A 12,004-nucleotide genomic window follows, 5' to 3' on the forward strand; every position below is an offset into this window, starting at 1 on the left:
GGAGAGACATGAAGTACGCGTTCGTCGGGCTCGGGCACCGCGCGCAGATGTACGTCGACGCGCTGCTCGGGGAGTGGCGCGACGCCGGCACCATCGTCGCCCTGTGCGACACCAACCGCACGCGCATGGACTACTACGCCGAGCGGATCGGTGCCCAGGTGCCGCGTTTCACGCCCGCCGAGTTCGACAAGGTGCTCGAGCTCGCCGACGCGGTCATCGTCACCACGGTCGACGCCGCGCACGCCCGCTACGTGTGCGCGGCGCTCGACGCCGGCAAGGACGTCGTGGTCGAGAAGCCGCTCACCGTCGACGCCGAGGGTTGCGCGGCCATCGCGGCGTCGGCCGAGCGCAGCAGCGGCAAGCTGATCGTCACCTTCAACTACCGCTACTCGCCGCGCAACTCCGCCGTGCGCCGCATCCTCATGGACGGCGCGATCGGCGAGGTGACCTCGGTGCACTTCGAGTGGACGCTCGACACCATCCACGGTGCCGACTACTTCCGCCGCTGGCACCGCGACAGGGACAGCTCGGGCGGCCTGCTCGTGCACAAGTCCACCCACCACTTCGACCTGGTCAACTGGTGGCTGGGGGCGGCCCCGGCGCTCGTCTTCGCGCAGACCGACCTGCGCTTCTACGGCGCCGAGAACGCCAGGAAGCGCGGGCTCGACCCGCGTCCCGAACGCGGGCAGGGCGCGCCCGGCCTCGGCAGCGACCCGTTCATCCTGGACATCTCCGCCGACCCGCGCCTCAAGCGCCTCTACCTCGAGGCCGAGCACGAGGACGGCTACGTCCGCGACCAGGACGTCTTCGGCGAGGGCGTCACCATCGACGACAACATGTCCGTGCTGGTGCGCTACACCAACCGCGCGATCATGACGTACTCGCTGCACGCCCACGCACCCTGGGAGGGCTACCGCGTGGCCTTCAACGGCACGGAGGGGCGGCTGGAGCTGGACGTCGTCGAGCGGGAGTGGACGCCGCCGCACGCCGCCATCGACCCGAGCGCCGCCTCCAAGGAGCACGCGTCGGGGGCGTGGGAGCGGCTCACGCTGCGCCGCCACTGGAGCCGGCCTGAGGAGGTGCCGATCGAGACCGGGGCCGGCGGGCACGGCGGTGGTGACCGTCTCCTGCTCGACGACGTCTTCCGTGGCCCCGGCGACGACCCGCTGGCCAGGCAGGCCGGCTACCGCGACGGCATCCGCAGCGTGCTGACGGGCGTCGCGGCCACCATGTCCGCCCGCACCGGGGCCCCCGTGGTCCTGGAGGACGACGGCACGCGTGTTCGCTGAGCTGGCGGAGATCGCCGCGGCGCAGCGCGGGCTCTACCCCGTGCTCGGGGGGCCCGAGCTGCGCGCGGCGGCCCGTGCGGCGATGGGGGTGCTCGACCTGGCCGCCCGCGACGTGCGGGTCGAGCGCACGTGGACCGACGGCGACCTGGCGGGCGAGGAACTGTCCTGGTCGGTGGGGTTCGGGCCGCGCACCCGCGCGTTCCTGCTGCGCCCGCGCGACGCGGACGGGCCGCTGCCCGGGGTGGTGGCGCTGCACTGCCACGCCGGGATGAAATGGGCCGGCAAGGAGAAGATCGCCGACGGTCCCGAAGGGCCGTCGCCCGAGGTGAGCAGGGTGCGGCAGGACCTGTACGGCGGGCGCGCGTTCGCCAACGAGCTGGCCCGCCGGGGCTTCGCGGTGCTCGCGCACGACGTGTTCGTCTGGGGCAGCCGCCGCTTCCCGCTGGAGACCGGGGACGGCCCGGAGAGCGAGGCCGACCGCTACGACCGGGCCGCCGTCGCGCACGAGCACGTCGTGGCCAAACACTGCGCGATGCTCGGCACGTCGTTCGCGGGCGTGGTCGCGGGCGAGGACCTGGCCGCGGCGGCGTACCTGCGTTCCCGGCCGGACGTAGGGCCGGTCGGGTGCGCGGGACTGTCGGGCGGCGGGCTGCGCGCCGGGCTGCTCGGCGCCTTCGACCCGCAGGTGCGGGCGGTCGTCGTCGCCGCGATGATGTCCTCCTACCGCGACATGCTCGGCGGGCACGTCGCCAGGCACACCTGGATGTTCTACCCGCCGGGCCTGCCCCGCCTGGGCGACTGGCCCGACCTGGTGGCCGCCCGCGCACCCGGACCCCTCATGGTCCAGTACGCCCTGCGCGACGACCTGTTCCCCGAGCCGGGGATGCGGCGCGCCCACGCCACGATCGGCGAACGTTACCGCGACGCCCAGGAAGCGTACGAGGCGGTGTTCGCCGACGTGCCGCACAGCTTCGACGTGCCCATGCAGGAGCGGGCCTTCGACTGGCTGGCCCGCCGGTTGGCGGGCTGACGGACGGCCGCCGCCCGGCCTGCCACGGGCGGCGGCGCTCCTGCCACGTGCGGTGCTAGTCGGACTTCTTCCAGGTGGCGATGAGCTTGTCGTAGTCGAGCGTCTCGGGCTTGCCGCGCTCGTCGGTCAGCTTCGGCGCGGGGGCGCCGGGCTGGTCGTACCAGTACTGGGCGTCACGCTCGGGGTTGAGCTTCGGCGCGCACTGGCCGCCGTAGCCCTCCCGCTCGCGCGAGAGCCGCTCCAGCCGGGACAGGATGTCGTCCTGCTGCTTGGCCAGGTTGTCCATCGACTGCTGCGGTGTGGTCTCGCCGGTCACGGCCGTGGCCACGTTCTGCCACCACAGCTGGGCCAGTTTGGGGTAGTCGGGCACGTTGGTGCCGGTCGGGGTCCACTGCTTGCGGGCCGGCGAGCCGTAGAACTCGATGAGCCCGCCGTACTTCTTGGAGTTCTCGGCGAAGTAGTCGCTCCTGATGTCGGAGTCGCGGATGAACGTCAGCCCGACGATCGACTTCTTCAGCGACACGGTCTTCGACGTGACGAACTGCGCGTACAGCCAGGCGGCGGCCCTGCGCTCCTCCGGCGTGCTCTTCAGCAGCGTCCACGAGCCCGCGTCCTGGTAGCCGAGCTTGTTGCCCTCCTTCCAGTACGCCCCGTGCGGGCTCGGCGCGATGCGCCACCTGGGCGTGCCGTCCTCGTTGACCACGGACAGCCCGGGCTTGGTCATGTCGGCGGTGAACGAGGTGTACCAGAAGATCTGCTGGGCGATGTGGCCCTGGGCGGGGACCGGGCCCGCCTCGCTGAAGTTCATGCCCGCCGCTTCCTTGGGGGCGTACTTCTTGAGCCAGTCGACGTACTTGGTGAGCGAGTAGACCGCCGCGGGCCCGTTGGTGTCGCCGCCGCGCGTGACGGACGAGCCGACCGGGCGGCAGTTCTCGACCCTGATGCCCCAGTCGTCCACCGGCAGGCCGTTGGGGATGCCGGGGTCGCCGTTGCCCGCCATCGACAACCACGAGTCGGTGAAGCGCCAGCCCAGCGACGGGTCCTTGCGGCCGTAGTCCATGTGGCCGTAGACCTTCTTGCCGTCGATGGTGCCGTCGCCGTTGACCTTGTTGGTGAAGAAGTCGGCGATGTCCTCGTAGGCCGCCCAGTTGACCGGAACGCCGAGGTCGTAGCCGTAGGCGTCCTTGAACTGCTTCTTGATGTCGGGGTCGGTGAACCAGTCGTAGCGGAACCAGTAGAGGTTGGCGAACTGCTGGTCGGGCAGCTGGTAGATCTTCTTGTCCGGGCCGGTCGTGAAGCTGATGCCGATGAAGTCGTCGAGGTCGAGCGTGGGCGAGGTGACGTTCTTGCCCTCGCCGGCCATGTAGTCCGACAGCGGGAGCACGTAGTCGCCGCGCGAGTGGGTGCCGATGAGGTCGGAGTCGTTGACGTAGGCGTCGTAGATGTTCTGGTCGCCCTGGATCTGGGTCTGCAGCTTCTCGATGACGTCACCCTCCTGGATCAGATCGTGCTTGATCTTGATCCCGGTGATCTCGGTGAACGCCTTGGCGAGCTGGCGCGACTCGTACTCGTGCGTGGTGATCGTCTCGGAGACCACGTTGATCTGCATGCCCCGGTACGGGGCCGCGGCCTTCATGAACCACTCCATCTCGGCGAGCTGCTCGTCCTTGCTCAGCGTGCTCGGAGTGAACTCGTCCGACACCCACCGCTGGGCGGCGGCCCGGCCGTCGGCCTCCTTGAAGTCGCTCGTGGGCTTGTCCGCGCCCTGCGTGCAGCCGGCCACCACCAGGATGAGCGCCGCCGCTCCCATGGTCGCGGACCTCGTCGTCCGTCGCCTCATCGTCTGACTCCCTTTCCGTTAGCCCCATATGCCGATCGCGACCGCCACGAGCAGCGCGCAGCCGAGCGCGAGCCACATGGACAGGTCGGTGATTGCGATCCAGCCCGCCAGCACGACGGCGGCGCTGATCAGGCCGATGTAGAGCCGGTCGCCGCGATCGGTCTCGATGCGCAGGAAGCCCCGCCTGGCCACGGGAGGCGAGATGCGGCCCCAGACCGTCATGGCGATCAGCAGCACGGCGAGGCCGGCGAAGACCAGGGCCGTGGGGACGGTCCAGACCATCCAGTCGAGCACGGCTACACCCTCCCCATGGCGAAGCCCTTGGCGATGTAGTTGCGGACGAACCAGATGACGATCGCGCCCGGCACGATCGTCAGCACTCCAGCGGTCGCCAGCAGGCCCCAGTCGACGCCCGCCGCGCTCACCGTCCGCGTCATCGTCGCGGCGATGGGCTTGGCGTTCACCGAGGTGATGGTCCTGGCGATCAGGAGTTCGACCCAGCTGAACATGAAGCAGAAGAACGCGGTGACGCCGATGGCCGAGCGGATCATCGGCAGGAATATCCGGACGAAGAAGCGCGGCAGCGAATAGCCGTCGATCGCGGCGGTCTCGTCGATCTCCCGGGGAATTCCCGACATGAAACCCTCGAGAATCCAGACGGCGAGCGGCACGTTGAAGAGCATGTGAGCGATGGCCACGCCGAGGTGCGTGTCGAAGAGGCCGACGCTCTGGTAGATCTGGAAGAACGGGAGCAGGAACACCGCCGGCGGCGCCATCCGGTTCGTGAGCAGCCAGAAGAACAGATGTTTGTCACCGGCGAACCGGAAACGCGAGAAGGCATAGGCCGCGGGCAACGCCACGATGAGCGACATCACGGCGTTGAGCGAGGTGTAGATGATGGAGTTGAGGTAGCTCGAATACCACGACGTCTCCCCGAAGAACGTGGCGTAGTTGTCGAACGTCACCCGTTCGGGGATGAGCGAGAAACTGCCGAGGATGTCCTCGTTCGGCCGGATCGACATGCCGAACATCCACAGGATCGGCAACATGAGCGTGGCCACGTAGAGCCAGAAGACCGTGCGCGCCCACGGGAGCCGTCTCATCGGTTCACCTTCCCGACCTGGTCAGCACGGTGAAGAAGACGTAACAGAGGATCTGCACGAACAGGAAGTAGAGCAGCGAGAACGCGCCCGCCGGGCCCAGATCGAACTGGCCGACCGCGATCTTCGACAGCAGGATGCTCAGGAACGACGTCGCGTTTCCCGGGCCGCCGCCCGTCACCACGAACGGCTCGGTGTAGATCATGAAGCTGTCCATGAACCTGAGCAGGATCGCGATCGTCAGCACCCCGCGCAGCCTGGGCAGCTGGATGTGCCGGAAGGTCGCCCACGCCGAGGCCCCGTCGATCTGCGCGGCCTGGAAATACGGCTGGGGGATCGAGCGCAGCCCCGCGTACGCCAGCAGCGCCACCAGCGGCGTCCAGTGCCACACGTCCATGACCAGCACGGTGAGCCAGGCGTCGGTGGAGTCGAGCGTGTAGTTGAAGTTGACGCCGAGCACGTTGTTGATCGCCCAGCCGCCCAGCCCGATGTCGCCGCGGGCGAAGATCTGCCAGATCGTGCCCACCACGTTCCACGGGATGAGCAGGGGCAGCGCGACCAGCACGAGCGCCACCGACACCGACACGCCGCGGCGCGGCATCGCCACGGCGATGGCCACCCCGAGCGGGATCTCGATGAGCAGCACCTGCGCCGAGAACAGCAGCGTGCGCACGAACGCGCCGCGCACCTCCGGGTCGCGGGCGATCTCGCGGAACCACTCCAGGCCGACGAAGATGCGCTCGCTCGGGCTGAAGACGTCCTGGACGGAATAGTTGACCACGGTCATCAGCGGGATCACCGCCGTGAACGCCACGGACACGACCACCGGCAGGACCAGCCACCACGCGCGGTTGTTCTTGGGCCTCGGGTCCACCCGGGCGTCCCTCGCCTCCTCGGCCGGAGGGGGCGCGGGTTCGGCGGGGCCGGCCGGGTTCGGCGCGACGGTGGTCTGGTCGGTCATGCCGGCCCCCTTCCGTTCAGCGGCGCGAGGGAGCCGCACCTGACCTCGTCGCGGAACAGGAACGTCCGCTCCGCGGGGAAGTGGAGGAACACGGCCGCGCCCGGCTCGCAGGCGGAGCCCGCCTGGGTCTTGGCGATCACCGGGTGCTCGCCGACCCGGGTGTGCACGAGGTCGTACGCGCCCATGCGGTCGGTCCCGGTGACCGTGGCGGACGCGCCGGGTGCGGCGTCAGGCCCGGCGATCCTGACGAACTCGGGCCGCACCCCGATCCTGACCGGTCCCGGCGGCAGCCCGTCGGGCGCGGCGCCCACGTCGGTGGCGCCGACGCGTACGACGCCGCCGTCGATCTCGGCGGGCACCATGTTCATGCCGGGCGAGCCGATGAAGTGCCCCACGAACTCGTGCGCCGGCGACAGGAACAGCTCGGCCGGCGGGCCGGCCTGGACGATCGCCCCGTCGTTGAGCACCACGACCTCGTCAGCGAAGGTCAGCGCCTCCGTCTGGTCGTGCGTGACGTAGATCAGCGTGTGGCCGGTGTCGCGGTGGATCTCCTTGAGCTTGCTGCGCAACGTCCACTTGAGCGCCGGGTCGACCACGGTCAGCGGCTCGTCCAGCAGGACCGCCGCCACCTGTGGGCGCACCAGGCCGCGGCCCAGGCTGACGATCTGCTGGCGGCCCGGGTCGAGCCGGCGCGACCTGCGGCGCAGGACCTGGTCGAGGCCGAGGAGCTGGGAGACCTGGCGGACGCGCTGGTCCACCTCTTTCTTGGGAAATTTCCGGTTGCGGAGGGGGAAGGCGAGGTTGTCGTAGACCGACATCTCCTCGTACAGGACCGGGAACTGGAAGACCTGCGCGATGTTGCGGCCCGCCGTCGGCACGCCGGTGACCTCGCGGTCGCCGAACCAGATCCGCCCCGCCGTGGGCGTGATCAGGCCGGAGATGATGTTCAGCAGCGTGGTCTTGCCGCAGCCGCTCGGCCCCAGCAGCGCGTACGCCCGGGAGCTCTGCCACGTCCAGGTCATCGGCTTGAGCGCCCACGTGCGGCCGCCGTCGTAGCTGTGTCCCACGCCTTCGAGGCGGATGTCAGCCATGCAGGTCGACCTCCGCGGCGCTGGTGGCGAGCAGGCGCCCCCCGGACTCGTCGAAGACGAAGACGTGCGCCGGGTCCACGTAGGCGACCGTGGACTCGCCCGGCGTGAAGAGCTGGGTGCCCTCCAGGTGGGCGACCAGGTGGAGGCCGCCTCGGAGCAGCAGGTGCAGGAACGTCGCGCTGCCGGTGACCTCGGCGAGCCGGATCTCGGCCGGCAGTTCGAGCGCGGCTTCGCCGTTGGAGGTGAGGCTGACCTGGTGGGGGCGCACGCCGAGCATGACCCGGTGGCCGTCGGCGTGGGCGCGGGGCGCGGGGAACGACGTGCCGAGGCATTCGATGCGGCCGTCGCGTACGACGCCGGGCAGCAGGTTGAGCGGCGGGTCGCTGAGCGTGGCCGCCACGTCTAGCGTGGGCGGGTGGGCGTACATCTCGGCCACCTCGCCGGTGTGCCGGACTTTGCCCTCGCCCAGGACCACGGTCGGCGCGGCGAACGTGAGCGCCTCGTTCGGGTCGGCGGTGGCGTAGAGGACGACGCCGGGGGAGTCCGCGAACATGGTCTTCAGGTCTGCGCGGAGTTGTTCGCGCAGCTTGAAGTCCAGGTTGGCCAGGGGCTCGTCGAGCAGCAGCACGTCGACGGGGCGGGCCAGGGCGCGGGCGATGGCGGTGCGCTGCTGCTGGCCGCCCGACAGTTCGGAGGGCCGGCGGTCGAGCAGCCCCGCGATGCCCATGAGCTCGGCCACCTCGCGGACCCGCCGGTCGATCCCGTCGCGGCGGAACTTCGGGTCGAGGCGGAGCGGCGAGGCGATGTTCTCGTAGACGGTCAGGGACGGGTAGTTGATGAATTGCTGATAGACGAAGGCGACCGAGCGTTTGCGCACGGAAATGCCGGTCGCGTCCTTTCCGCCGACCACCACCCGGCCGGAGTCGGGCGGCAGCAAACCGGCTGCGACGCGCATTAGTGTCGTCTTTCCCGCAGTCATGGGGCCGACGAGGGTGGTCATTCCATTCGGTAATTCCAGGTGAATGTCGTCGAGCCAGGTCTCCCCGCGCCGCCGCACGAAGACGCCATCGAGTATCAGCGTCACGGTGCCCGGTCCTCTCTGCCGGCGCATGATCAGTTCCTTTGCTCTCCATCTAACATGATCCGGTTGTGTGTGCAAAGAGGGCAGTTGCTAACACAGTTAATGGTGGGGCTGTTGTGCGTCACGATTCGAGTCCGAGATAGCGGTGAACGGCCGGGCCTATCGCCTCGACGACTTCTTCCCTGGTCAGCGCGACCATGGGAGGGATGGCCAGAACATAACGACATAGGGCCATTCCAAGTATCTGCGCGGAGACGAGTCCTGCCCGGACCGGAGCGCCCCCCGGGTCGCCGGTCAGAGCGGCCGCGACGGGAACGAGTTGTGCGACGAAGACGGTGCGCATGCGCTCGGCGGCCGCCGCGTTCGTGACGCCCGTGCGCAGCAGGATCTGCAGGGTCTCGTCGGACTCCCAGAGCTCCAGGAAGTGGCGTACGAGCGCGGTGGCGACCTCGCCGGACGGCGTGCCGAGCAGGTCGGGCAGGTTCAGGTGGACGGCGCACGCCGCCGCGAACAACCGGTCCTTGCTGCCGAAGCAGCGCATGACCTGGCCCGGGTCGACGCCCGCGTCGGCGGCGATGGCCCTGATCGTGGCCCGCTCGTAGCCGTCGGCGGCGAACCGCTCGCGGGCCGCGGCCAGGATGATCGCCTTCGTCTCGCTGGATGATCTCCTCATGCCAACAACTGTAGGCCAACAACTGTTGACAAGCGCGGCGGTCCTCCTTAATGTCAACATGTGTTGGCCTACGAACGTTGGCTCTCCTGAGGAGGAGAAATGATCGACACAGAGGTGCTCGTCGTCGGCGCCGGCCCGGTGGGGCTGGCCACCGCCGTCGTCCTGACCCGGCTCGGCCACGACGTGGTGGTCGTCGACGGGCAGGCCGAAGGCGCCAACACCTCCAGGGCCGCCGTCGTGCACTCCCGCACGCTGGAGCTGCTGGAGCCGTACGGTGTCACGCCGGCGCTCGTCGAGCGCGGGGTGCGCACGCCCCGCTTCACCATCCGCGACCGCGACCGGCTGCTGGTGCCGGTGCCCTTCGACGGGCTGCCCACGCCTTACCCGTACACGCTGATGATCTCCCAGGCGGACACGGAGGCGTACCTGCTGGCCCGGCTGAAGGAGCTGGGCGGCGAGGTGCTGCGGCCCGTGCGGGTGACCTCGTTCGCGCAGGACGCCGGCGGTGTCACCGCCGCGCTCGACGACGGGCGCTCGGTGCGGGCCGCCTACCTGGTGGGCGCCGACGGCATGAACAGCCTCGTACGCGAGCAGTCGGGCATCGCCTTCGGCGGCGGCACCTACGCCGAGTCATTCACCCTCGCCGACGTGCGGCTGAGCGGCGGCGTGCCGCCCGACGACGTCATCCTGTACTTCTCGCCCGAAGGCCTCGTGGTGGTCGCGCCGCTGCCCGACGGGCTGCACCGGATCGTGGCCACCGTGGACGAGGCGCCGCACGAGCCCGGCGTGGAGTTCGTGCAGCGGCTGCTCGCCACGCGCGGGCCCGAGGCCGTGCCCGCCGTGGTGGAGGAGGTGGTGTGGGGATCGCGCTTCCGCGTCCACCACCGCATCGCGCAGACGTACAGGAAGGGGCGGGTGCTGCTGGCCGGCGACGCCGCGCACGTGCACTCGCCCGCAGGCGGGCAGGGCATGAACCTCGGCATCGAGGACGCCGTCATGCTGGGCGAGACGCTGTCGGAAGTGCTCGGAGGCGGCTCGCCCGACCTGCTCGACGGCTACGCCGCGGCCCGCCGCCCCGTCGCCGAGAAGGTGGTGGGGCTGGCGAGCCGCCTGACGAGGCTGGCCACCATGAGCGCGGCCAGGCGGCCGCTGCGCAACCTCGTGCTGCGGCTGGCGGGCCGGCTGCCCGCCGTGCGGCGCCGGCTGGCCTGGCAGCTGTCCGGCCTGGACCGGCGCTGACCGCCGGCCTCCGCCGCACGGCGAGGACGTGGCCTTTCACGGCATCAGGCGGACTCAAGGACGAAGAACAGGAAACACACGAAGGAGTCCGAGGGCTTGTCCGCGAAGACGTCGGGGAAGAGCTCGCGGGCGCCCGGCGCGGGGGGTGGCTCGCTCATGACCGCGATCCGGAAGCCCGCCGCGGTGAAGGCGTCGGTCATCGCGTGCAGCGGCCGGCCATAGAAGCGCATCAACGCGGTGTGCCCGCCGAGGGTCCATTCCTCACGAGCCTCGCGGATCCCGAAATAGCCGCCGCCGGAACGGGCCGCCTCCAGGAAGTCGACGAACGGGTGATTGACGGACACGATCAGCCGGCCGCCGGGCGCCAGCACCCGCCGCAACTCGGCCAGCGGCGCCGTCCAGTCCTCCAGGTAGTGCAGGACGAGGGACGCGACCACATCGTCGAACGCGGCGTCGGGGAACGGCAGCGGCTCGCCCAGGTCGGCCAGGTGCAGGTCCGCATCGTCGCCGAGCCGCCGGCGGGCCAGCTCCAGCATCTTGGCGCTGGAGTCGAAGCCCGTCACGACGGCGCCCCGGTCGCGCAGCGCCGCGGACAGCGGGCCGGAGCCGCAACCGGCGTCGAGGATCCGCCGGCCGGCGACGTCACCGGCGAGGTCGAGCATCGCGGGCCGCTCGTAGTAGGCGTTGAGCAGGCTGGTCTCGTTCTCGGCCGAGTACGCCTCGGCGAAGCTGTCGTAGTCGTTGGGCGCCGCCCGCTCCGCGCCCTCGGAGACAGGACGGATCCACGACGGCTGCGTGGGAGCCGGGATGTCCGACGGCCCGGCGGAACTTCTGGAAGCGAAAGCCATACGGGCGATCCTGGCACGCCCGGCCCGTCCACCGCCTAAGGGAGGATGGAGTCCACGTAGCCGCCGTCCACCCGCACCGCCGCGCCCGTCGTGGCCGAGGCGAGCGGCGAGCTGAGATAGGCCACCATGTTGGCGATCTCCTCGGGCTCGATCAGGCGCTGCAGCAGCGACTGCGGCCGGTGCCGCAGCATGAACACCCGTTGCGCCTCGTCCCACGGCAGCTCCCTGCTCACCAGCTGGTAGACGAAGTCCTCCACGCCCTCGGTGTGCGTCGGCCCCGCGATCACGGAGTTGACGGTGACCCCGCTGCCCGCCGCCTCCTTGGCGAACCCCCTGGACACGGCCAGCAGCGCCGTCTTGCTCATGCCGTAGTGGATCATCTCGGCGGGGATCGCGACGGCGGAGTCGCTGGCGATGTACTGGACCCGGCCCCAGCCCCGCTCCATCATGCCCGGCAGGTAGGCGCGGGTGAGCCGGACCGCGGCCAGCACGTTGACCTCGAAATAGCGCCGCCACTCGTCGTCGCTGATCTCCAGCGCCGGCTGCGCGCCGAAGATGCCCAGGTTGTTGACCAGGATGTCGACCTGCGGCAGCACGCTCAGCACCCGCTCGCACCCGTCGTCCTTGGACACGTCGCCCGGCGCCGCGACCAGGTCGCCCTCCATCCGCTTGACGACCTTGGCGACCGAGCCCTCGCCCCGGCCGTTGATCCCGACCCGGGCGCCCGCCCGCGCCAGCACGGCGGCGATGGCCGCCCCGATTCCCTGCGTCGACCCGGTGACCAGCGCGGTCTTCCCGGTGAGATCGATGTGCACGACTCCGCACCCCCCCTTGCTGCCATTCTCGGCGATC

General features: G+C 70.2%; 12 protein-coding genes. 3 read left to right on the forward strand and 9 right to left on the reverse strand.

Going from position 1 to position 12,004, the window contains the following annotated elements:
• Positions 1-8 precede the first annotated feature (8 nt).
• Together ACZ6SA_RS31990 and ACZ6SA_RS31995 are read left to right on the forward strand one after the other, a co-directional pair.
• The gene (locus ACZ6SA_RS31990) at positions 9-1,289 is read left to right on the forward strand and encodes a Gfo/Idh/MocA family protein (protein ID WP_347643680.1); all 1,281 of its coding nucleotides are present in this window, start codon (positions 9-11) and stop codon (positions 1,287-1,289) included.
• Positions 1,279-2,319 carry an alpha/beta hydrolase family protein gene (locus ACZ6SA_RS31995; RefSeq protein WP_465832376.1) on the forward strand — a complete coding sequence of 347 codons (1,041 nt, stop codon included), beginning with the start codon at positions 1,279-1,281 and terminating at the stop codon, positions 2,317-2,319. Before ACZ6SA_RS31990 ends, ACZ6SA_RS31995 begins: the two co-directional genes overlap by 11 nt.
• Positions 2,320-2,374: 55 nt before the next feature.
• Here the strand turns inward: ACZ6SA_RS31995 and ACZ6SA_RS32000 are convergent, their stop codons facing one another.
• From ACZ6SA_RS32000 to ACZ6SA_RS32030, 7 genes are all read right to left on the reverse strand, one after another.
• Entirely contained in the window at positions 2,375-4,159 is a 1,785-nt protein-coding gene (locus ACZ6SA_RS32000) for an ABC transporter substrate-binding protein (protein ID WP_465832378.1), read from the reverse strand.
• An 18-nt stretch (positions 4,160-4,177) separates the two neighbouring features.
• Positions 4,178-4,453 carry a DUF2160 domain-containing protein gene (locus ACZ6SA_RS32005; RefSeq protein WP_220446759.1) on the reverse strand — a complete coding sequence of 92 codons (276 nt, stop codon included), beginning with the start codon at positions 4,451-4,453 and terminating at the stop codon, positions 4,178-4,180.
• A 2-nt stretch (positions 4,454-4,455) separates the two neighbouring features.
• The gene (locus ACZ6SA_RS32010; RefSeq protein ID WP_443153826.1) at positions 4,456-5,262 is read right to left on the reverse strand and encodes a carbohydrate ABC transporter permease; all 807 of its coding nucleotides are present in this window, start codon (positions 5,260-5,262) and stop codon (positions 4,456-4,458) included.
• Between the two features lie 4 nt (positions 5,263-5,266).
• Positions 5,267-6,220 (reverse strand): carbohydrate ABC transporter permease, encoded by a 954-nt coding sequence (locus tag ACZ6SA_RS32015; RefSeq protein ID WP_347643684.1) that lies wholly within the window; start codon positions 6,218-6,220, stop codon positions 5,267-5,269.
• Entirely contained in the window at positions 6,217-7,311 is a 1,095-nt protein-coding gene (locus tag ACZ6SA_RS32020; protein WP_465832381.1) for an ABC transporter ATP-binding protein, read from the reverse strand. Before ACZ6SA_RS32020 ends, ACZ6SA_RS32015 begins: the two co-directional genes overlap by 4 nt.
• Positions 7,304-8,422 (reverse strand): ABC transporter ATP-binding protein, encoded by a 1,119-nt coding sequence (locus ACZ6SA_RS32025; protein WP_465832383.1) that lies wholly within the window; start codon positions 8,420-8,422, stop codon positions 7,304-7,306. Before ACZ6SA_RS32025 ends, ACZ6SA_RS32020 begins: the two co-directional genes overlap by 8 nt.
• 91 nt (positions 8,423-8,513) lie before the next feature.
• A complete protein-coding gene (locus tag ACZ6SA_RS32030; protein WP_465832385.1) occupies positions 8,514-9,065 on the reverse strand; it encodes a TetR/AcrR family transcriptional regulator in 552 nt (183 codons plus the stop codon).
• Between the two features lie 99 nt (positions 9,066-9,164).
• Here ACZ6SA_RS32030 and ACZ6SA_RS32035 point away from each other — a divergent pair, with 99 nt between their 5' ends.
• Positions 9,165-10,304, forward strand: a complete 1,140-nt coding sequence (locus ACZ6SA_RS32035; protein WP_347643688.1) for an FAD-dependent oxidoreductase — start codon at positions 9,165-9,167, stop codon at positions 10,302-10,304.
• Positions 10,305-10,348: 44 nt separating this feature from the next.
• Here the strand turns inward: ACZ6SA_RS32035 and ACZ6SA_RS32040 are convergent, their stop codons facing one another.
• The gene (locus ACZ6SA_RS32040; RefSeq protein WP_465832387.1) at positions 10,349-11,152 is read right to left on the reverse strand and encodes a class I SAM-dependent methyltransferase; all 804 of its coding nucleotides are present in this window, start codon (positions 11,150-11,152) and stop codon (positions 10,349-10,351) included.
• A gap of 35 nt (positions 11,153-11,187) precedes the next feature.
• The gene (locus tag ACZ6SA_RS32045; RefSeq protein ID WP_465832389.1) at positions 11,188-11,967 is read right to left on the reverse strand and encodes an SDR family NAD(P)-dependent oxidoreductase; all 780 of its coding nucleotides are present in this window, start codon (positions 11,965-11,967) and stop codon (positions 11,188-11,190) included.
• Positions 11,968-12,004 lie beyond the last annotated feature (37 nt).

The organism is Nonomuraea sp. NPDC049378, assembly GCF_055586745.1.

What these genes read in the sequence shown, in the direction of transcription:
- ACZ6SA_RS31990 (WP_347643680.1), top strand. Translation starts at nt 9, where the DNA reads ATGAAGTACGCGTTCGTCGGGCTCGGGCACCGCGCGCAGATGTACGTC.
- ACZ6SA_RS32000 (WP_465832378.1), bottom strand. Translation starts at nt 4,159, where the DNA reads ATGAGGCGACGGACGACGAGGTCCGCGACCATGGGAGCGGCGGCGCTC.
- ACZ6SA_RS32010 (WP_443153826.1), bottom strand. Translation starts at nt 5,262, where the DNA reads ATGAGACGGCTCCCGTGGGCGCGCACGGTCTTCTGGCTCTACGTGGCC.
- ACZ6SA_RS32015 (WP_347643684.1), bottom strand. Translation starts at nt 6,220, where the DNA reads ATGACCGACCAGACCACCGTCGCGCCGAACCCGGCCGGCCCCGCCGAA.
- ACZ6SA_RS32020 (WP_465832381.1), bottom strand. Translation starts at nt 7,311, where the DNA reads ATGGCTGACATCCGCCTCGAAGGCGTGGGACACAGCTACGACGGCGGC.
- ACZ6SA_RS32025 (WP_465832383.1), bottom strand. Translation starts at nt 8,422, where the DNA reads ATGCGCCGGCAGAGAGGACCGGGCACCGTGACGCTGATACTCGATGGC.
- ACZ6SA_RS32030 (WP_465832385.1), bottom strand. Translation starts at nt 9,065, where the DNA reads ATGAGGAGATCATCCAGCGAGACGAAGGCGATCATCCTGGCCGCGGCC.
- ACZ6SA_RS32035 (WP_347643688.1), top strand. Translation starts at nt 9,165, where the DNA reads ATGATCGACACAGAGGTGCTCGTCGTCGGCGCCGGCCCGGTGGGGCTG.
- ACZ6SA_RS32040 (WP_465832387.1), bottom strand. Translation starts at nt 11,152, where the DNA reads ATGGCTTTCGCTTCCAGAAGTTCCGCCGGGCCGTCGGACATCCCGGCT.